General features: G+C 58.8%; 17 protein-coding genes. 8 read left to right on the top strand and 9 right to left on the bottom strand.

Going from position 1 to position 19,404, the window contains the following annotated elements:
• Position 1 precedes the first annotated feature (1 nt).
• Both cysD and MSNKSG1_RS09120 read right to left on the bottom strand, forming a co-directional pair.
• On the bottom strand, positions 2 to 916 hold the full coding sequence (gene cysD, locus MSNKSG1_RS09125) for a sulfate adenylyltransferase subunit CysD (protein ID WP_201764944.1): 915 nt from the start codon (positions 914 to 916) through the stop codon (positions 2 to 4).
• Between the two features lie 154 nt (positions 917 to 1,070).
• Complete coding sequence (locus MSNKSG1_RS09120; RefSeq protein ID WP_008938964.1) at positions 1,071 to 1,481, bottom strand: PilZ domain-containing protein; 411 nt, start codon at positions 1,479 to 1,481, stop codon at positions 1,071 to 1,073.
• A gap of 298 nt (positions 1,482 to 1,779) precedes the next feature.
• On the opposite strand from MSNKSG1_RS09120, the gene rimO reads away from it, so the two are divergent.
• Positions 1,780 to 3,126: a 30S ribosomal protein S12 methylthiotransferase RimO gene (gene rimO, locus MSNKSG1_RS09115; RefSeq protein ID WP_008938963.1), complete on the top strand. Its 1,347-nt coding sequence runs from the start codon at positions 1,780 to 1,782 to the stop codon at positions 3,124 to 3,126.
• Positions 3,127 to 3,548: 422 nt separating this feature from the next.
• Here rimO and gatB read toward each other — a convergent pair whose 3' ends face one another.
• From gatB to gatC, 3 genes are read right to left on the bottom strand one after another with little or no spacing between them, the layout of a single operon-like run.
• Complete coding sequence (gene gatB, locus MSNKSG1_RS09110) at positions 3,549 to 5,000, bottom strand: Asp-tRNA(Asn)/Glu-tRNA(Gln) amidotransferase subunit GatB (protein ID WP_008938962.1); 1,452 nt, start codon at positions 4,998 to 5,000, stop codon at positions 3,549 to 3,551.
• 22 nt (positions 5,001 to 5,022) lie between these two features.
• Positions 5,023 to 6,480, bottom strand: a complete 1,458-nt coding sequence (gene gatA, locus MSNKSG1_RS09105; protein WP_008938961.1) for an Asp-tRNA(Asn)/Glu-tRNA(Gln) amidotransferase subunit GatA — start codon at positions 6,478 to 6,480, stop codon at positions 5,023 to 5,025.
• Positions 6,481 to 6,536: 56 nt separating this feature from the next.
• Positions 6,537 to 6,824, bottom strand: a complete 288-nt coding sequence (gatC, locus tag MSNKSG1_RS09100; RefSeq protein ID WP_008938960.1) for an Asp-tRNA(Asn)/Glu-tRNA(Gln) amidotransferase subunit GatC — start codon at positions 6,822 to 6,824, stop codon at positions 6,537 to 6,539.
• 370 nt (positions 6,825 to 7,194) lie between these two features.
• Here gatC and MSNKSG1_RS09095 point away from each other — a divergent pair, with 370 nt between their 5' ends.
• The 7 genes from MSNKSG1_RS09095 to MSNKSG1_RS09065 are packed head-to-tail and all read left to right on the top strand — an operon-like array spanning position 7,195 to position 16,329.
• The gene (locus tag MSNKSG1_RS09095) at positions 7,195 to 8,238 is read left to right on the top strand and encodes a rod shape-determining protein (protein WP_008938959.1); all 1,044 of its coding nucleotides are present in this window, start codon (positions 7,195 to 7,197) and stop codon (positions 8,236 to 8,238) included.
• A gap of 30 nt (positions 8,239 to 8,268) precedes the next feature.
• Positions 8,269 to 9,135 (top strand): rod shape-determining protein MreC, encoded by an 867-nt coding sequence (gene mreC, locus MSNKSG1_RS09090; RefSeq protein WP_083871013.1) that lies wholly within the window; start codon positions 8,269 to 8,271, stop codon positions 9,133 to 9,135.
• Positions 9,135 to 9,611, top strand: coding sequence for a rod shape-determining protein MreD (mreD, locus tag MSNKSG1_RS09085; protein WP_008938957.1), 477 nt, complete (start codon positions 9,135 to 9,137; stop codon positions 9,609 to 9,611). The genes mreC and mreD overlap by 1 nt, the downstream gene beginning before the upstream one ends.
• A 2-nt stretch (positions 9,612 to 9,613) precedes the next feature.
• Positions 9,614 to 10,216: a Maf family protein gene (locus MSNKSG1_RS09080; RefSeq protein ID WP_040886829.1), complete on the top strand. Its 603-nt coding sequence runs from the start codon at positions 9,614 to 9,616 to the stop codon at positions 10,214 to 10,216.
• The gene (gene rng, locus MSNKSG1_RS09075) at positions 10,213 to 11,694 is read left to right on the top strand and encodes a ribonuclease G (protein WP_008938955.1); all 1,482 of its coding nucleotides are present in this window, start codon (positions 10,213 to 10,215) and stop codon (positions 11,692 to 11,694) included. Before MSNKSG1_RS09080 ends, rng begins: the two co-directional genes overlap by 4 nt.
• Positions 11,695 to 11,732: 38 nt before the next feature.
• Entirely contained in the window at positions 11,733 to 15,467 is a 3,735-nt protein-coding gene (locus MSNKSG1_RS09070) for a YhdP family phospholipid transporter (protein WP_008938954.1), read from the top strand.
• A 19-nt stretch (positions 15,468 to 15,486) separates the two neighbouring features.
• Positions 15,487 to 16,329, top strand: coding sequence for a carbon-nitrogen hydrolase family protein (locus MSNKSG1_RS09065; protein ID WP_008938953.1), 843 nt, complete (start codon positions 15,487 to 15,489; stop codon positions 16,327 to 16,329).
• A 19-nt stretch (positions 16,330 to 16,348) separates the two neighbouring features.
• Here the strand turns inward: MSNKSG1_RS09065 and yjgA are convergent, their stop codons facing one another.
• Genes yjgA through rapZ form a run of 4 tightly spaced genes read right to left on the bottom strand, consistent with a single transcriptional unit; the run spans position 16,349 to position 19,404 of the window.
• Positions 16,349 to 16,870 (bottom strand): ribosome biogenesis factor YjgA, encoded by a 522-nt coding sequence (yjgA, locus tag MSNKSG1_RS09060; RefSeq protein ID WP_008938952.1) that lies wholly within the window; start codon positions 16,868 to 16,870, stop codon positions 16,349 to 16,351.
• A gap of 15 nt (positions 16,871 to 16,885) precedes the next feature.
• Positions 16,886 to 18,247: a magnesium transporter gene (gene mgtE / locus MSNKSG1_RS09055; RefSeq protein ID WP_008938951.1), complete on the bottom strand. Its 1,362-nt coding sequence runs from the start codon at positions 18,245 to 18,247 to the stop codon at positions 16,886 to 16,888.
• Complete coding sequence (locus MSNKSG1_RS09050) at positions 18,244 to 18,513, bottom strand: HPr family phosphocarrier protein (protein WP_008938950.1); 270 nt, start codon at positions 18,511 to 18,513, stop codon at positions 18,244 to 18,246. Before MSNKSG1_RS09050 ends, mgtE begins: the two co-directional genes overlap by 4 nt.
• Positions 18,514 to 18,519: 6 nt before the next feature.
• The gene (gene rapZ / locus MSNKSG1_RS09045; RefSeq protein ID WP_008938949.1) at positions 18,520 to 19,404 is read right to left on the bottom strand and encodes an RNase adapter RapZ; all 885 of its coding nucleotides are present in this window, start codon (positions 19,402 to 19,404) and stop codon (positions 18,520 to 18,522) included.

Below are 19,404 nucleotides of genomic sequence, written 5' to 3'. Positions count from 1 at the left end.
CTTAGAAATACCCTTCCCGCTTCTTCTGTTCCATGGATCCGGCCGAGTCATGATCAATCACGCGTCCCTGGCGTTCGGAACTGGTGGCCAGCAACATTTCCTGGATGATTTCCGGCAGGGTATCCGCTTCGGATTCAATGGCGCCGGTCAGCGGATAACAGCCGAGGGTCCGGAAGCGGACGGATTTCATCATCGGCTTTTCGCCTTCTTTCAGGGGCATCCGGTCGTCGTCCACCATGATCAGGGTGCCGTCGCGCTCAACGACCGGTCGTTTCGCTGCGTAGTAAAGCGGAACGATCTCGATATTCTCGAGGTAGATGTACTGCCAGATATCGAGTTCGGTCCAGTTGGATAGCGGAAAGACGCGAATGCTTTCGCCCTTGTTGATCTTGCCGTTGTAGATGTTCCAGAGTTCAGGACGCTGGTTCTTGGGGTCCCAACGATGGTGTTCGTCCCGGAAGGAGTAGACCCGTTCTTTGGCGCGGGACTTTTCCTCGTCCCGGCGGGCGCCACCGAAGGCGGCATCGAATTTGTACTTGTTGAGCGCCTGTTTGAGGGATTGGGTCTTCATGATGTCGGTGTGCTTCGCGCTCCCGTGCGTGAAGGGGCCAACACCCTGCTTTACGCCTTCCTCATTGATGTGGACGATCAGGTCCAGACCGTATTCCTTCGCCTTGCGATCACGGAACTCAATCATCTCCCGGAACTTCCAGGTTGTGTCCACGTGCAGCAGTGGGAAAGGGATCTTGCCGGGGTAAAAGGCCTTGCGTGCCAGGTGCAGCATCACAGCGGAGTCTTTGCCGATGGAGTAGAGCATGACCGGGTTGTCAAACTCGGCTGCCACTTCACGGATAATGTGAATACTTTCCGCTTCCAGCTGTTTCAGGTGCGTGAGGTTGTATGTGGTCATGGTCATCCGTTGCCGATGATTGGGCCTTGATGGCTGGATAAATTGCGACGACAACTATACCAGATTGTCAGAGGGCATAAGAAGGTGCGGGGTTAGAGCGATGTGCTATAAAACTATAGCCCCGTGGGCGTCAGGGAATCTATGCAGCGGGCCTGTGGGCTCAGGTGAGGCTCCTGGAATCGGCGAGCAGCTGGGAGACATAGCGGTCCACGTAGTCAAAGCCGTTGTCTTCGAACTCTGCAAACTGAATGCCCAGGTGGAATTCATCCCTCGCCACACGGCGGAGGTGAACAATGTTGCCATCGGCAATAACGGAGACGGGCTGGGTTGGCAGAACCGGAACCGAGAAGCGGGTTTTTACCGAAATCCAGTGCCCCGGAGCGGGCGCCTTTTTTCCGGGAATGAGCTGTTTGACCGCTTCCATGTTGCAGGACACCATGACACCGGTTCGGGAAAGGTTCGAGACCGTACACGTCAGGCAGGCACCATCCGGTTTTTCGATGGTGATGTCGGTGGAGACGTCGACGCGCTGTTGATTGCGCAGATTGGGTTTCGCTGCGACGGTTTTCATTCGGACTCTTTTGGCTTGGTTGGTCTGAAAAGAGGCTACTTTTCCCATAAAACCCTTCCAGAAAAAACACTTACAACCTGTAAAGTGTATGTGTTTAAAATGTGATCAGCAAGAAAACTGACGTCTATTGTTGCAGTTGCGTGATTTTTTTCTGAACAAAGCGTCACAAATTATGACGTAGATCAGTTTTGTCTGTGAAGAGAGCAGGCTGCAGTTGGCTGTCCACCTGCGGTAAACTAGGCACTTCCATTCATTACGGCGGCGAAGAGCCTGCCGCTCCGGGATTCCCTCGAATACTATGACCGAAAAAACTCAGAATACAGCGCCCAGTGGCGGTAAAGTCGGCTTTATCAGCCTTGGCTGTCCCAAGGCTCTGGTGGACTCCGAAAGGATTCTCACCCAGCTTCGACTGGATGGCTATGATGTCGTCCCGACCTATGACGATGCCGATGTCGTGGTGGTGAACACCTGTGGTTTTATCGACGCGGCCAAGCAGGAATCCCTGGATGCGATCGGTGAGGCGATTGCCGAGAACGGAAAGGTCATCGTGACCGGGTGTATGGGCGTGGAGGCGGATCGCATCCGTGAAACGCACCCGGGCGTGTTGGCGGTTTCCGGTCCTCACGCCTATGAAGAGGTGGTGGGAGCGGTGCATCAGTATGTGCCGCCGAAAGAGAAACAGCACGACCCGTTCCTGGATCTGGTCCCGCCCCAGGGTATCAAACTGACGCCTCGGCACTATGCCTACCTGAAGATTTCCGAAGGCTGCAATCACCGCTGTACTTTCTGCATCATCCCTTCCATGCGGGGCGATCTGGTCAGTCGGCCGATTGGCGATGTGATGGATGAAGCCCAGCGACTGGTGGACGCCGGCGTGAAAGAGTTGCTGGTTATTTCCCAGGACACCTCCGCTTACGGTGTTGACGTCAAATACCGCACCGGCTTCTGGCAGGGGCGGCCCCTGAAGACCCGGATGCAGGCCCTGTGTGAAGCGCTGGGCGAGCTCGGTGTCTGGGTACGTTTGCACTACGTCTATCCATACCCGCACGTGGACGACATCATCCCGTTGATGGCCGAAGGCAAGATCCTGCCGTACCTGGACATCCCGTTCCAGCACGCCAGCCCGAAAGTCCTCAAGGCCATGAAGCGCCCCGCCCACGACAGCAAGACGCTGGAGCGCATCCGGAAGTGGCGGGAAATCTGCCCGGAACTCACCATTCGATCCACCTTCATTGTCGGCTTCCCGGGCGAGACTGAGGAGGACTTCCAGTACCTGCTGGACTGGCTGGACGAGGCCCAGCTCGACCGTGTTGGTGCGTTCAAGTACAGCGCCGTTGAGGGCGCCAGGGCCAACGAGCTTGAGGGGGCTGTCCCGGAAGAGGTGAAAGAGGAGCGTCTGGCCCGTTTCATGGAGAAACAGGCGCAGATCTCAGCGGCCCGTCTGCAGGCCAGGATCGGCAAGACCATCGACATTCTCATCGACGAAGTCGACGACGAGGGCGCCATCGGCCGTTCCAAGGCGGATGCCCCGGAGATTGACGGCATGGTTTACCTCAACGGCGAGACCGACCTGGCTCCTGGTCAGATCGTCCAGGCGGTTGTGGAGCATGCTGATGAGCACGATCTCTGGGGTCGGCTTGTTTGATTGGTTTTGAGTTTGGCTCCTAGCCTTTGAGCTTTGCGGGAGGGCCTTGGCAGGAAGTGCCTCCCAAAAACCGCTACGAGCACGTCCATGTGCGCTTGTTTCAGGCCATCTTTGGCCTTCAACATTTTTGGGAGGCGCTTCTTGCCAAGGCCTCGCAACTTTCAGTGATAGTCAGCACCCAAAAATGCCGTAGCGAAATTGAGCCGTTGTAGCAGGTACGATTTGCCGGACTATCACTCTGAATTTGGTAAGCGCGGGTGGGTCAGGCCTTCCAAAACTGTGCGGAGCCATGGATGGCGGAGCTCAAGCGTCACAGGGACGTGCCGAAGGAGCAGGTTTTGGAAGGCCTGACCCGCCCGTGCAATACCCCAAACCAAACAGGCTAGGGCCGCAGTAAGAAACCACGACCCAGAGCCAACGGGTTACCCCCCAAGCTTCTTGACAAGAATCTCGTTAAAGAGCTTCGGGTTCCCCTGACCTTTGGAGGCCTTCATAAGCGGCCCCATGAAGCCACCAAGCATCTTCTTGCGCTTCTTGGGATCTTCCTCGTTCTGGTACTGGGCCACCTGGTCCGGCATCCCGGCCAGAACCTCGTCCACCATAGCTTCCAGAGCCCCGGTGTCAGAGACCTGCTTCAGGCCCTTGGCATCGATGATGGCATCCACATTGTCGTTCTCGCCAGTCCACAGAGCCTCGAACACCTTCTTTGCGCCCGCGGAAGACACTGTGTTGTCGGCAATGCGCACCACCAGATCACCCAGCTGGGCGCCGGTGATCGGTGATTCGGCCACGGATTTTTCTTCGGCCTTCAGGCGGGCAGAAAACTCGCCCTGAATCCAGTTGGCTGCCAGTTTTGCGTCCTTTCCGTGTTCGGCGGCTTCCTCGAAAAACGCGGCCAATTTCGCGTCGCCGGACAGCAGACCGGCGTCGTAGTCGTTCAGGCCATACTGCTCCTTGAAGCGAGCCTTGCGGGCGTCCGGCAGTTCCGGCAGGCGGCTGCGGGCGTCTTCGATGAAGTCGTCATCGATCACGACGGGCAGCAGGTCCGGACAGGGGAAGTAGCGGTAATCGTTGGCTTCCTCCTTGGTCCGCATGGAGCGTGACTCGTCCCGGTCGCCGTTGTACAGGCGTGTTTCCTGGACGATGCGTCCGCCGTCTTCCAGGATATCCATCTGTCGCTCGACCTCGTGTGCGATGGCCTGTTCCATGAACCGGAAGGAGTTCAGGTTCTTGGTTTCCGTGCGCGTGCCGAGTTGGTCGGAACCCTTGGGTTTCAGCGATATGTTGACGTCAAAACGCATGGAGCCCTGGGACATGTCGCCATCGCAGATGCCCAGCGAGGTGACGAGGCTGTGGAGCTTCCGTGCGAAGGCGACGGCTTCTTCGGCGCTGTTCATGTCCGGCTCTGTAACCACTTCAATCAGCGGGGTGCCTGCGCGGTTCAGGTCGATGCCGGACATGCCATGGTAGTCCTCGTGAAGGGACTTGCCGGCGTCCTCCTCCAGGTGGGCGTGATGAATGCGAATTCGCTTGGTCTCGCCGTTTGCCAGGTCGACATCGACATAGCCGGGGCCCACAATCGGCTGCTCGAGCTGGGTGGTCTGGTACCCCTTGGGCAGATCCGGGTAGAAGTAGTTCTTCCGCTCGAACATGGAGCGGCGGCCGATCTCGGCGTTTACCGCCAGACCGAACATCACCGCGTAGCGGAACGCATTCTCGTTCGGTACCGGCAGGGTGCCCGGCATGGCCAGGTCAACGGCATTGGCCTGGGTGTTGGGTTCGGCGCCATAGGCGGTGCTGGAGCCGGAGAAAATCTTGGTTCTGGTGGCGAGCTGAACGTGAATTTCCAGCCCGATCACGATATCCCACTGCATATGTTCGTCTCCTCTCTCGGGCTTATTCAGGTTCACGCTGGTGCCAGTCGGTCACCTGCTGGAATTGATGAGCAGCGTTCAGGAGACGGGCCTCGGCAAAGTGATCGCCGATGATTTGCAGGCCGACCGGCAGGCCGTCCACAAAACCCGCCGGTACCGACATGGCCGGCAGCCCCGCGAGGTTGATCGCGATGGTGAAAATGTCCTCCAGGTACATGGTCACCGGGTCGTTGGTTTTCTCGCCCTGAACAAATGCCGGAGAGGGAGAGGTGGGGCTCATCAGAACATCCACTTCCTTGAAGGCATTGGCGAAATCCTGCTGGATCAGTCGGCGAACCTTTTGCGCCTTCAGGTAATAGGCGTCGTAGTAACCGTGGGAGAGGGCATAGGTACCCACCAGGATCCGGCGTTTCACCTCGGCCCCGAAGCCTTCGGCCCGGGTTCGGGTGTACATATCCATCAGGTCCTTCGGATCCTCGCAACGATAGCCATAGCGAACCCCGTCAAAGCGCGACAGGTTTGCGGACGCTTCAGCCGGAGCAATCACGTAATAGGCGGCAATGGCCAGTTTCGCATTGGGCAGGGACACTTCCTTCACCGTCGCACCCAGCTTCTCGTACTCCTTCACCGCATTGAGGACCTGCTCCTCCATTGCCGGAGACAGCTGATCGCTGAAGTACTCTTTCGGCAGGCCGATCTTCAGGCCCTTCAAAGGCTCGTTCAGGGTCGCGGTGTAATCCGGGACTGCGCGATCGATGGAGGTGGAATCTTTCGGATCGAAGCCGGCCATCACGTTCAGCATCAGCGCATTATCCTCGGCAGTGCGTGCCATGGTGCCGCCCTGGTCCAGGGATGAGGCAAAGGCGATCATGCCGTAGCGGGAAACGCGGCCGTAGGTGGGCTTCAGTCCGGTCACGCCGCAGAGCGCCGCCGGCTGGCGGATCGAACCGCCCGTATCGGTTGCGGTCGCAGCCGGTACCAGGCGAGCGGCCACGGCCGCGGCAGAGCCGCCGGAGGAGCCGCCCGGCACCCGCTTCTGGCCGGTGGACAGGCCCCAGGGATTGGTCACGGCACCAAAGTAGCTGGACTCGTTGGAAGATCCCATGGCGAACTCGTCCATGTTGGTCTTGCCGAGACACACCGCGCCGGCCTGCCGGAATTTCTCCGTCACCGTTGCATCGTAGGGTGGCACAAAGTTTTCCAGCATCTTCGAGCCACAAGTGGTACGAACGCCGTTGGTACAGAAAATGTCCTTGTGTGCAAAAGGCACCCCGGTCCAGGCGCTGGCCTTGCCGGCGGCGCGCTTCTCGTCAGCGGCTTTGGCATCCGCCAGCGCCTGCTCTTCGGTGATGGTAATAAAGCTGTTGTACTTGCCGTCTTCCTGCTTCAGACGGTCCAGGAACTGCTGGGTCAGCTCCACACTGGAAATCTTGCCGCTCTCCAGTTCCCGGGAAAGCTCTGCTACAGATTTGTTATGCATGATGAATCCTGAAATCGCTGGTATTCAGATCGTCCGGTGTTAGGTTTCCGCGGGAATCACTCAATGACCTTTGGCACGAGATAAAGCCCGTCCTCGGTCGCTGGCGCGATGGCCTGGAACGCGTCCCGCTGATTGGTCTCGGTAACCTCGTCCGGCCGCAGTCGCTGAACCGCATCCAGCGGGTGTGCCATGGGCTCGACCGAATCCGTGTCGGCGGCACTCAGCTGGTCCACCAGGTCCAGGATGTTGCCCAGATCTTTTTCCAGCGCCGAAACCTGCTCGTCGTCCACCTTGATGCGGGCGAGCACGGCAACTTTTTCAATGTCCTCGCGGGAAATGCTCACATTGCCTCCCAGATAAATGAAATCTCTTTAATAAATGCGGATTGGATAGCGAGGGCTATCCGTAGGTTTGGGGGTGCTTGGGAGTCCGCTTTCCAAAACTGTGCGGAGCCAAGGATGGCGGAGCTCAAGCGCCACAGGGACGTGCTTGAGCGTGTTTTGGAAAGCGGACTTCCAAGCGCCCCTTCACCGAAGTCAGAATCAATCGGCTATGGTAACAGATTCGAACAATCACGGGAGGGCCTGAAAGAATTCGGGAAATGTGAGAATGGTAAGCCCCGGGCCCGTATGGCGCCTTGCCTGAGTAGGTGCTCACTGCTAAAGTTGCCGCATTCTTTTCTGCAACCGCAACTCTCAGGTTGAAACGACACGAATGTTAATCAAAAGACTCCGAGGCATTTTCTCCAGCGACCTGTCCATCGACCTGGGCACCGCGAACACTCTGATCTACGTCCGCGAACGCGGCATTGTTCTCAACGAACCGTCCGTGGTCGCCATTCGCACCAATAATTCGCAGAAGATGGTTGCTGCCGTCGGTGCCGAGGCCAAGCGTATGCTGGGCCGGACACCGGGCAACATCACGGCGATCCGTCCGATGAAAGACGGCGTCATCGCGGATTTTGTGGTCACCGAAAAGATGCTTCAGCACTTTATTCACAAAGTGCACGAGAACAGCTTTATCACGCCGAGCCCTCGCGTTCTGGTCTGTGTTCCGAGTAAATCGACGCAGGTGGAGCGCAAGGCTATCCGCGAATCCGCGCTCGGTGCCGGTGCTCGTGAAGTGTTCCTGATCGAAGAACCCATGGCGGCTGCCATTGGTGCCGGTCTGCCGGTCGAGGAAGCAAGCGGCTCCATGATCGTCGACATCGGCGGCGGTACCACCGAAATCGCCATCATCTCCCTCAATGGCATTGTGTACGCCGAGTCGGTGCGCGTTGGCGGCGACAAGTTCGACGAAGCCATCGTGACCTACGTTCGCCGAAATTACGGTAGCCTGATCGGTGATTCCACGGCAGAGAGAATCAAACACGAGATCGGTTGCGCGTATGAGGGCCTTGAAGTTCGTGAGATTGACGTTCGCGGTCGGAACCTGGCCGAGGGCGTTCCCCGCGCATTCACGCTGAACAGCGAAGAAATTCTCGATGCCCTCCAGGAATCCCTTGCCCAGATCGTCCAGACCGTCAAGAGTGCTCTGGAGCAATCTCCGCCGGAGCTGGCGTCGGACATCGCGGAACGCGGTATCGTGCTGACCGGCGGTGGTGCACTGCTGCGCGGCCTGGACAAGTTGATCAGCGAAGAAACCGGCCTGCCGGTCATCATTGCCGAGGATCCTCTGACCTGTGTGGCCCGGGGAGGCGGCAAAGCGCTGGAAGTCATTGATCGCGGTGGCATCGGAATGTTCTCCCAGGAGGGGTAAGCCCCATGGGGAGGGAGAGCCATTAAAACGATCTTTGTTCAGGGGCCGGTTCCAGGCTTCCGACTGTTTCTGGTCATACTTGTATCGGCAGCGTTGATCGTTGCTGATGCTCGTTTCGACCGGGTTGCTGAAGTGCGCAGTACACTCGCGACCGGGCTCGCGCCGGTGTACTGGCTCGGCAATGCGCCCTCCCAATTCCACAACTGGTTCTCTGGCCTGTTCGTTTCCAAGGACGATCTTCAACAGGAGAACGAGGACCTGAAGGCCCGGCTACTGATTCTGGAGCGCCGGGCGCTCAAATACGCGGCGCTGGCGTCTGAAAACAACGAGCTTCGTCGCCTGATGAATTCCTCGGATGTTCTGGATGATCGGGTCATCGTCGGTGAGGTCGTGGGCGTGTCGCCCGATCCCTTCTCCCATGAGATTGTTATCAACAAAGGATCCAGCGACGGCGTCAAGCCGGGACAGGCCATACTGGATGCCCATGGTCTGATGGGGCAGGTTATCCAGACCAGCCAGGTCACGTCCCGGGTCTTGCTGGTATCGGATAGCAGTCACGCCGTTCCCGTCGAGGTTGTGCGCAACGGCCTGAGGGCGATTCTGCTGGGGACCGGAGATCCGAATACTCTCGACCTGGTGCATGTTCCGGACACCGCGGATATCCGTGAAGGTGATCTGCTGGTCAGTTCCGGGCTGGGGGGACGATTCCCCAGAGGGTACCCGGTGGCTGAGGTGGCCAGTATCTCCCAGGAACCGGGCGAGCCCTTTGTGTCGATCAAGGCTACGCCGAAGGCAGAATTGAATCAGAGCAGGCTTGTGTTGGTGGTGTTCCCTCCGGAATCGGATAATCACACGGAGCCTGCAAGCGATGGTGCTGCGACAGGGGAGGCTGGTTGATGTTATCGGTGATCAGTTATCCGGTGTTTGCGTTGTCGGTGCTCCTGGCGCTGGTTCTGAGTATTTCGCTCTTTCCGGTTGAGTGGTTCCAGTTTCGCCCGGAGTGGCTCGGCCTGATCGTGTTCTACTGGACATTCCGCGCTCCGGCCCAGTTCGGTATCCTGCTGGCCTGGTGTCTGGGGCTGCTTCTGGACGTGCTCGAATCGACGCCACTGGGTGTCAACGGAATGGCGATGGGTGTCATCGCCTTCCTCGTACTCACCATGCACCAGCGATTGAGGATGTATCCGCTGGCCCAGCAATGCCTCATGGTGTTCCTGGTGCTGGGCATCAATCAGATGCTTGTGCATTTCATCAAGCAGCTTCTCGGGGCTGAAAATTCGGGTTTCAGTTACCTTTGGCCTGCGGCCACCAGTGCCGTGATCTGGCCCATCGTCTCGGTGATTTTGGACAACCTCAATCGGAAGCTGGGGTGATCGTGGAGCGATTCATCCTGGCGTCACGTTCTCCCCGCCGCGCCGAGTTGCTCACGCAAATCGGCGTCAGTTTTGAGACCCGGCCCGCCGATGTCGACGAGACGCCGAGAGTCAATGAAGCGGCCTGCCATTACGTGGAGCGTCTCGCACAGGAGAAGGCGCTGGTTGTGGCCCGTCACAGTCCCGGGGCATGGGTCATCGGCTCGGACACGTCGGTGGTCCTGGATGGACACATACTCGGCAAGCCACGTGACAGAGCGGATGCCTGCGAAACCCTCAAGCGTCTTTCCGGACAGGTCCACCAGGTAATGACGGGTGTGGCACTGGCCAATGGATCCGACTGCCATTCCCGTCTGGTGACCACCGATGTACGTTTCCGGCGCCTCGCCGATGAGGAAATTGCAGCTTACGTAGACAGTGGAGAACCCATGGACAAGGCAGGAAGTTATGGAATTCAGGGCCTTGGTGGTATTTTTGTAGAGGAACTCCGGGGGAGTTACAGTGCGGTAGTGGGCTTGCCATTGCAGGAAACTGCGGCACTTCTGGCCGATGCCGGTTTCCCGGTCTGGAAGAACTGGCCACGCAGTCTGGAGAGCCTGAAATGAGTGAAGAAATCCTGATCAACGTGACGCCCGTGGAAACCCGGGTCGCCCTGGTCGAGAACGGCATGTTGCAGGAAGCCTACATCGAGCGGACCAGCCGTAAGGGTATCGTCGGCAATATCTACAAAGGCAAGGTCGTCAGGGTTCTGCCGGGCATGGAGGCCGCTTTCGTCGATATCGGCCTGGAGCGGGCGGCGTTCATCCACGCCTCTGACGTTGTCGTTAGCCAGCCTGGTTCAGAGGAACTGTCCGAGGGGCCCAAAACGGTCCCCGACATCCGAACGCTGCTGAGGGAAGGCCAGTCGCTGGTGGTGCAGGTCACCAAGGACCCCATTGGAACGAAAGGCGCCCGTCTTACAACACAGCTTTCCATCCCGTCGCGATACCTGGTGTTCATGCCTGGCGTCAGCCATATCGGTATCTCCCAGCGCATTGAAGACGATAATGAGCGTGAACGTCTGAAGAGTCTTCTTGAGCAGGCGTCGTCGGAACAGACCGAGGTGCAGGGCGGCTACATCATCCGGACAGCGGCAGAGGCTGCGCCGGCGGACGACCTGATCGGCGACATGAAGTACCTGCATCGCCTGAGTCAGTCCATTCAGGAAAGGATTGCCCGGGTTCAGGCGCCTGCCGTGGTTTACCAGGATCTGCCCCTGTTCATTCGCACGATCCGGGATCTGGTGCGCCCCCAGACCGAAAAGGTCAGGATCGACAGTCGCGAGAGTTATCAGCGCGTCATGGAGTTCGTTCAGGAGTTTGTGACCGAGTTTTCCGACAAGGTGGAATATTACCCGGGCGAGCGGCCGATATTCGATCTCTACTCGGTCGAGGACGAGATCCAGAAAGCGCTCAGTCGAAAGGTCCAGCTCAAGTCCGGTGGCTATGTGATCATTGACCAGACCGAAGCCATGACCACCATTGATATCAACACCGGTGCGTTTGTTGGCCATCGGAACCTTGAAGAAACCATCTTTAAGACAAACCTGGAGGCGGCGCGTGCCATCAGCCGCCAGCTGCGCCTGCGTAACCTTGGTGGCATTATCATTATCGATTTCATCGACATGGAAGACTCCGAGCATCAGCGTCAGGTGCATCGGATGCTGGAAAAAATGCTCGAACGGGATCACGCCAAAACCAAGATCACCGGCGTTTCGGAGCTGGGTCTGGTGGAAATGACACGGAAACGGACCACCGAAAGTCTCGGGCAGGTGCTGTGCGAGCCCTGTCCGATCTGTGATGGGCGCGGCTTCCTGAAGACCTCGGAGACGGTCTGCTACGAAATATTCCGGGAAATTCTCCGGGTCAATCGGGCCTACGAGGCAGAAAATTATCTCGTCATGGCATCCCAGAGCGTTGTAGACCGACTTCTGGATGAGGAGTCAGACAACGTCGCAGATCTGGAAACCTTTATCAGCAAGACGATTCGCTTCCAGGTCGAACCCTTCTACAGTCAGGAACAATACGATGTGGTTCTGCTCTGAAGCCCGCCCCGGTTTGAGGTTGGGAGCCTAGCAATCCCATGTCTTCTGACGATCACGGGCCGTCACTGCCGGATATCCCCGTCGAGTCCGGGCCGGTCAGGTGGGCCGCCCGGCTTGCCAGCCTGGTCTGGTGGCTACTTCTTGGCATACTTCTGCTGTTTGCCCTCTACGCCGGTATCGGGCGCCAGCTCACCAGCAATATCGACAGCTTTCGCGACGACCTGGCCCATCAGCTGTCCATCCGGACCGGCAAGCAGGTGACAATCGGGGCCCTGTCGGCCCGCTGGAACTGGCTGGATCCGACGTTCCTGGCGCAGGACATTTCGGTGGCCGAGCCCGATACCGGTGAGACCGTTGCACGTTTACAGCACCTCAGGATCCGGCCATCGTTTCTGGCCTCGCTGCTGCGCGCCCGTCTGGTGTTTGAGGAGTTTGAGGCTGATGGCCTGGATCTGACCCTGAACCAGGCTCCGAATGGCCGTGTCAGTGTGGAAGGTATTCGGCTGCCTGCGCCAGCCCAGACCCGCCTGCAGGATCTGCTGGGACTGGCAGGTGAATGGCTCTCCGATCCCTACGTGAAGCTGACCCGGCTGCATCTGCGCATACGTGACAATTCGGACAACGTCCGGTATCTGGATATTCCCCAGCTCGATCTGGTCTATAGCCGTGGCCTGTTCCGGGCGTCCGGTAGGGCCATGCGCGCCGGAACCACCGAACAGTTGGCGAGCTTTTCCCTGGTGGGGCGCCAGTTCTTCCGGGGCGACTTCACCGGACAGCTCTACCTTGATGTCACCTCCGGCCGGGTCTTCGATAGTTTTGCGGAGGCTTATGAATGGCGTGGAATCAGGATCGAGGGCTTTGACCTCGGCGGCAGGGCCTGGCTGACCTTTCGCGACGGTGTTCTGGAACAAGTCAGTGGATCGGTACAGACGCCTTACCTGCAGCTGGGCACCGGTCACCAGTCTTTGGCGCCCATTGAAAATATCCGGGCGCATTTCGGCTGGCGTCGGACCTCCGGCGGTCAGGGGAATCAGCCGCCCAATGCGGGAGAGTGGCACATCAGGGACCTGCAATGGCGTTGGGATAAGACCTCTGTTCCCCCCTTCAGTGTTCGGGGGATGCCGAAAAAAGGAACGGATCTGGAGCTGGTTGCAGATTCTCTGCCCCTGGAACCCCTGCGACGGCTGTTTACGGCGTTGCCCTTGCTGCCGGGTGCGGCGGACCGTGCCCTCAATCACTACAAGCCCAGCGGGGCATTGGATAAGGTACACCTCAGTCTCCCCGGAAGCGGCGGATTTGCCATGGCCGGACACCTGAAGGATGTCGCAGTCGAGGCCTATGGGGGCGCGCCCGGCGCGACCGGCCTGTACGGAAAAATTGCGCTGGATGCCTCATCCGGTTTCGTGCAGCTCGACCCGGGCCAGGGACCGGTCACCCTCGGATTTCCGATGCTTTTTGGTGATAGCTGGTCCCTTTCCGATCTGCAGGGGACGGTGGCCTGGCAGCTGTCTGATGAGACCACCCGGGTATTCTCCCACAACATCCGTATGCGTTACGGCGATCGGACCCGGCTAACGGGGGCATTCGATCTCAGGCTGGAGAAAGACGGCGAGGACAATCTGGGGCTGCGTGTCGGAGTGGAGCACGGACAGGCGTCCATGCTTGAGGACTTCGTGCCGGTCAAAGCGGTCGATCCTGGCCTGTATGAATGGCTGACCACGTCCATTACCAAAGCGGATATCACCTCCGGGGTTTACTATGGCCATGGTCCTGTCGGACGGAATGCGCCCCGAGGCGCCTTCGTCTCGTCCATGTGGTACGAATTCGACGATGCTTCGGTCCGGTATGACGAGCGTTGGCCGGCAGTGACCGGCGCCCGTGGGCGCGTCGAGGTGCATAACGGCAAGACCGACGTTCGGCTGACCGCGGGGGAAACCGGAGGACTGTCGTTATCACCAAGCCATGTCCAGGTGATTCCAGGCGAAGGCGGTTCAACGATTCAGGTGGATGCCTCGGCAGAGGTGCCGGGAGAGGCCATTGGCTTCTGGCTTGACCAGACCCCCCTGGGCCAAATGGCCGGCAGCGCTGCAAACGGTCTGGTTTATGGGGGTAGGTACGGCCTGGATCTTGGTTTGACGATCCCGCTGGCCCCTGATCGCCCCACGGAGGTTACGGCAAGGGTCCGAACGGACAACGGCTCAGTGTCCTACCCCGATGCCAACCTGAGTTGGAAGGACATCCAGGGAGACGTGACCTACCGGACCAACGGCGGTTTTTCCGGCTCCCCCATCAAGGCACAGTTTTTTGGCGAACCCGTAACCGTCAGTCTGGGATTGGCGGGCAGCAATAACCGGCTTCGCATCAGCCAGAGCGGTCGCCTGGAGGTACCGCGGGTATTCCGGCAATCCGGACTGGAAGCGCTGGACGGATTGGGTGTGACCGGCAAGCTGAACTATGTGGCAGATCTTTCAGTGGATGCCGAAACCACCTCCGGAATCCGGGTGAAGTCGTCACTGGAAGGATTGCAGGTGGATTGGCCCGAGCCCCTTGCGAAAGCGGCGTCAGAAAAAACACCGCTGACAGTGAACATTGACCCGACCGCCAAAGACGGCGTCAGGGTTCGCGGAACCTGGCAGGATCGTGCCGATTTTGACTTGCTATGGAAAAAAACGGGATTCGACCTCACCCTGGGTACTCTGCACCTAGGCCAGAGTGTCCTGAAAAATGTTGATATCAGTGCCCTGGCACTGTCCGATCGATGGGTGGTGACAACCAAGTCCGATCAAGCCACCGGTCGAGTGGTAATTCCCGGGAACGACGATCCGGTCAAGGCGGACTTTGAAGAGGTCCGTCTCGTCAGGGACGACAGTTCATCGGATAGTGAACCGGTATCCCTGACTCCGGACGAACAGATAAAGGCATTCCGGTCACTTAATATGGGTAGCTGGCCGGATGTCGATGTGACCATTGCCAAACTCCGGGTGAACGACAACACACTCGGAAGCTGGTCTTTCCATCTGCGACCGGAGCCTTATCGTCTCAAGGTCAACAGCATCCAGGGGCGGCTGGACTCCCTGACCCTGCTCGGAGACCTGACCTGGAGCATTGTCAGCGACCGACAAGTGAGCCGTTTTGACGGCTCGGTCACCGGAGGTGCGCTGGCGGATCTCCAGAAGCTGTTTGGCGCCGACATTCCGCTGACCAACAAGAAGACCGACATTGAGTTGGATGTGGATTGGCCGGGCCGGCCCGACGCGTTCTCGCTCCGAAAGCTGAGCGGATCCGTGCGGCTGCGCCTGGATGACGGCATCATTCTGCAGAAAAACAACACAGCCCAGGTTTTCCGCATTTTCAATCTGCTCAACGCTGACACGCTCTGGCGCCGACTAAAACTGGATTTTTCGGATCTATACGAACGAGGCGTGGCCTTTGACGCCATTTCCGGCAAGGCCCAGATCATCAATGGTCTCGTGACCCTCGACCCGGAACTCCAGATCGTTGGTCCTTCCGGCGCATTCAAGCTGAGCGGCACCACCGACCTAGACGCGGAAACCCTGGACATGGGGCTGGTGGTTGTTCTGCCGCTGACACAGAACCTGCCGCTGGCAGCCCTCTTGATGGGGGCCGCGGCGCCCGTGGGCGGAGCGCTTTTTGTCCTCGACAAGGTTCTGGGCGATCCTTTGAGCAAGCTGACCAGCGCTTCCTACAGTGTCACCGGATCCTGGAGTGACCCTAAGGTGGAACTGCGCAGGGTGTTCGATAATGGCAAGTAAAACCGTGCAGGAGGTATCCATGGTCGATCCTTCACAAAGCGGCGTCGCTGCGATTCAGATGGTCAGTGGTGCTTCGCTGGAATCAAATCTCTCGATGGCGGCTCAGTTGCTGAATCAGGCTGCCCGGCAGGGCGCACGGGTGGCGGTGTTGCCGGAAAATTTTGCGTTGATGTCGACCTCCGACATGGTGTCCTGTGGCGGGGTCGAGTCCGGGGAGCATCCGGTTATCCGGGATTTCCTTCGCCAGCGGGCAAAAGAACTGGGGTTATGGATCGTCGGGGGCTCGTTGCCCATGGCACGACGACCGGACGGCAGCCGGATTGAAGGGCGGGTTCGGGCGTCAGGCCTGGTGGTCGATGATAGCGGCCGGGAGGTGGCACGCTACGACAAAATCCACCTGTTCGATGCCAGCGTGGAGGATGCCCATGGCCAATACCGGGAGTCGGATACCTTCGAGGCCGGTAACCAGGTAGTGACGGTGGATACCCCGGTTGGTCGTCTGGGCATGGCGATTTGCTACGATCTGAGGTTTCCGGAGCTGTTTCGTGAGCTTCGTGAACGAGGCGCCGAGTGGATCTCCCTGCCAAGTGCCTTTACCTGGTACACCGGCAATGCCCATTGGCATGCGCTGATCCGGGCCCGGGCGATCGAGAACCAGGTCTGGGTGGTTGCGCCAGGGCAGGGTGGGTACAACAGCGATCAGCGCCGCACCTATGGCCACAGCCTGATCTGCGACCCCTGGGGTGAGGTGCGGGCGGAACTGACCGAAGATGGCGCGGGGCTTGTAATCGCCGAACTCGACCGTGAGCGACTGAAATCCGTGCGCGAGAAGATGCCCGTGTGGGCACATCGACGGCTATAGCGGTTCCCGACCCCGTCGATCATTCAATGTCGTCAATGCATTCCCGAAGGTAGCGGAACAGCTTTTTGGCCTGGCCGGTGTTCTTCTGTTTTTCGGCGTCCTTCCGGGCGTTTCTGGCCAGGTTGCGCAGATGCTGTACGTCTGCCGAGGGACAATAATCAATAAACTGGCCTACGGCTGCATCACCCTCCGTTATCATCCGGTCGCGCCAGCGCTCGGCGAGGTGGTGGCGGCGGGTATGCTCGGCGCTGCCGGCATCGAACGCGGAGAGGCCCCGTTCGATGGCCTCCGGATCGTCTTCCTGTCTGAGAACCTTGCCAATGTAGTGAAGGTGGCGGCGCCGGGCTTCGTGCTGGCGAATTCGGCGTGATTCCACGATAGCCGCCCGCAAGGTATCGCTGATCGGGAGATTGGCCATCTGCTCGTCACTCAGGTCGAGCATTCGCTTGCCCAGTGCCTGAAGCGCCTGCATCTCGCGCTTGATCTGTGATTTGCTGGGTCCCAGGTCCTCGGGATGTTCGTCTTCGTGTTGCTCGATCATGGTGTTGTCTGCTTGTCAGGAATAGAAAAATGTTGCCAGGCCCAGAAAGGCCATAAAGCCCACGACGTCGGTCACCGTTGTCAGAATAACGCTGCCCGCCAGGGCCGGGTCAATGTTTCGTGATTTGAGAAACAGGGGCAGGACGGTGCCGACAAAGGCCGCCGCAATCAGGTTGATAACCAGGGCGGCTGCGATAATCCCGCCAATCAGGAGATCCTGGAACCAGGCTGCCGCGGCGGTTGCCACCACGACCGCCCAGAAAAGTCCATTGAGGGCGCCCACCATGAATTCGCGGTTCAAAAGCCAGCTCACGTTTGCGCCGCTGATCTGCCCGACGGCCATGCCGCGGATAACCAGAGTCAGTGTCTGGCTCCCGGCGATCCCGCCCATGCTGGCGACAATCGGCATCAGCACGGCGAGTGCGACAACCTTGCTGATGGTGGCCTCGAACAGGCCGATGACCGCAGAGGCAATGAAGGCGGTCACCAGGTTGATGCCGAGCCACACCGCCCGGCGTCGGGTGGTCTTCCAGACCGGGGCAAAGGTATCCTCGTCTTCATCAAGACCCGCCATGCTCATCAACGAGTGATCGGCATCCTCCCGGATAACGTCTACCACGTCATCAATCGTGATCCGGCCGAGCAGCCGCCCCTGATCGTTGACCACCGGTGCAGAAATCAGGTCGTAGCGTTCGAACAGCGTGGCGACCTTGGTATCGGAAAGGGTCACCGGAACGGGTTCTATATCAGTGTCCATCACCTCGCGAACGGTGGCCGTCGGGCTGGATACCAGAATCCGGGTGATCGGAAGGATGCCGATGAATTCATCCCGGCGACTGACAACAATCAGGCTGTCGGTCATGGGCGGCAGACTACGATGCAGTCGCAGGTAACGGAGCACGACGTCAATGCTGATGTCCGGACGGACCGTGATGGTGTCCGTATTCATCAGGCCGCCGGCAGTATCCTCCGGGTAGGAGAGGACCTCTTCCACCCGCTGGCGGTCCTGCTCGTCCATGGTATCCAGCACTTCCTGGATAACCGTGTCCGGAAGTTGCTGCAAAAGGTCGGCGAGATCGTCGGACTCGAAGTCCTCGATGATATCCGCCAGTTCCTGGGCGTTGAGCTGACTCAGGAAATAGCCCCGGATATCGTCGCTCAGGTACTGGAGAACCTCACCTTCGAGATCTTTCTCGACCAGATTCCAGAGCAGGGCGCGCTGTCGGGGCGGCGAAGATTCCAGAAGGTGGGCAATGTCACTCGGGCTCAGACCGCCATTCAGTATTCGGGCGACCTGTTTGAGGGCGCCGCTGTCCAGCGCCTCACTGAGCGAACGAAGGCGTTGTCTGGCCTGACCCTTTTCCAGGATATCGGTCATTCACCCTCGCCAAAATAATCGTCGATCAGTTCGACCAGCGCCGCGACAGCCTCTTCTTCATCGGGGCCCTCGGCGATGAGTTCCACCTCGGTTCCCTGGCTGGCCGCCAGCATCATGACCTGCATGATGTTTTTGGCGTCTACTTCCCGATCATTGCGGGCAATCCGGAGTGATGAGTCAAAATTCGAAGCAGTGGCCACCAGCTTGGCGGTTGCGCGGGCGTGCAGACCCAGTTTGTTGATAATGGTGACTGGACGGCGGATCATATGGGCTCAGATCTCTTCTCGAGCTTGCAGGTGGGGTAATTCGGAGTGCCGAACCTGCACATTGCTGTAATGTTCCCGAAAGTACCGACCCAGTTGCTCACACACGTAGACCGACCGGTGTTGTCCGCCCGTGCACCCGATGGAGATGGTCATGTAACTGCGATTGCTGTCGGCGAATGACGGCAGCCACGTTGCCAGGAATCCGGTCAGGTCATCGACCATGGCGCGGGTGGCCGATTCTCGCTCAAGAAACTCGATGACGGGCTGGTCGGTTCCGACATATTTCCTGAGGCTGGTATCCCAGTAGGGATTCGGCAGGCAGCGGACATCAAAGACGTAATCCGAATCCAGTGGCACGCCATGCTTGTAACCAAAGGACTGGAACAACAGGGCCAGTTCCTGCCCTTTTCGGCCGACGACCCTTTGCTTGATCTGGTCACGAAGTTCGTAGATCGACATACCGGCGGTGTTGACGTAAAGATCCGCCAGTTTGGACAGGGGCTCCAGCAAATTTTTCTCGTTGCTGATGGCCTCTCTCAGAGAGGTCCGATCATCACTCAGGGGGTGTTTGCGACGGGTGGCATGAAATCGCTGGAGCAGAGATTGTTCATCGGCATCCAGGAAGATGATCTCAATCTCGACGCCGGTTTCCTGTAACTGGCTGTAGATGTCCTCGAAGTTGGCAATCTCACCCGACAGGTTGCGGGCATCGATACTGACGGCCATTCGGCCCAGCCGATCGGTCGTTGCCTTTGTGGCGGCTTCCTGGGTCAGCGGAAACAACAGACCGATGGGCAGGTTATCAATGCAGTAGAAACCCAGGTCTTCAAGCACATGCAGCGCGGTACTCTTGCCCGAGCCTGAACGACCACTGACGATGATCAGCTTCAT

The sequence above is a fragment of the Marinobacter santoriniensis NKSG1 genome, from assembly GCF_000347775.1.
Taxonomy (GTDB): Bacteria; Pseudomonadota; Gammaproteobacteria; order Pseudomonadales; family Oleiphilaceae; genus Marinobacter; species Marinobacter santoriniensis.
The sequence above is the reverse complement of the archived record's forward strand: the minus strand, read 5'-3'. Positions and strand labels throughout refer to the sequence as shown.

Bases quoted from the DNA above. Each gene is read 5' to 3' on its own strand.
- MSNKSG1_RS09070 (WP_008938954.1), top strand. From the start codon at position 11,733: ATGTCTTCTGACGATCACGGGCCGTCACTGCCGGATATCCCCGTCGAG.
- MSNKSG1_RS09065 (WP_008938953.1), top strand. From the start codon at position 15,487: ATGGTCGATCCTTCACAAAGCGGCGTCGCTGCGATTCAGATGGTCAGT.
- mreD (WP_008938957.1), top strand. From the start codon at position 9,135: ATGTTATCGGTGATCAGTTATCCGGTGTTTGCGTTGTCGGTGCTCCTG.
- rimO (WP_008938963.1), top strand. From the start codon at position 1,780: ATGACCGAAAAAACTCAGAATACAGCGCCCAGTGGCGGTAAAGTCGGC.
- MSNKSG1_RS09050 (WP_008938950.1), bottom strand. From the start codon at position 18,513: ATGATCCGCCGTCCAGTCACCATTATCAACAAACTGGGTCTGCACGCC.
- rapZ (WP_008938949.1), bottom strand. From the start codon at position 19,404: ATGAAGCTGATCATCGTCAGTGGTCGTTCAGGCTCGGGCAAGAGTACC.
- MSNKSG1_RS09120 (WP_008938964.1), bottom strand. From the start codon at position 1,481: ATGAAAACCGTCGCAGCGAAACCCAATCTGCGCAATCAACAGCGCGTC.
- cysD (WP_201764944.1), bottom strand. From the start codon at position 916: ATGACCATGACCACATACAACCTCACGCACCTGAAACAGCTGGAAGCG.
- yjgA (WP_008938952.1), bottom strand. From the start codon at position 16,870: ATGATCGAGCAACACGAAGACGAACATCCCGAGGACCTGGGACCCAGC.
- MSNKSG1_RS09095 (WP_008938959.1), top strand. From the start codon at position 7,195: ATGTTAATCAAAAGACTCCGAGGCATTTTCTCCAGCGACCTGTCCATC.
- mgtE (WP_008938951.1), bottom strand. From the start codon at position 18,247: ATGACCGATATCCTGGAAAAGGGTCAGGCCAGACAACGCCTTCGTTCG.
- gatA (WP_008938961.1), bottom strand. From the start codon at position 6,480: ATGCATAACAAATCTGTAGCAGAGCTTTCCCGGGAACTGGAGAGCGGC.
- rng (WP_008938955.1), top strand. From the start codon at position 10,213: ATGAGTGAAGAAATCCTGATCAACGTGACGCCCGTGGAAACCCGGGTC.
- gatB (WP_008938962.1), bottom strand. From the start codon at position 5,000: ATGCAGTGGGATATCGTGATCGGGCTGGAAATTCACGTTCAGCTCGCC.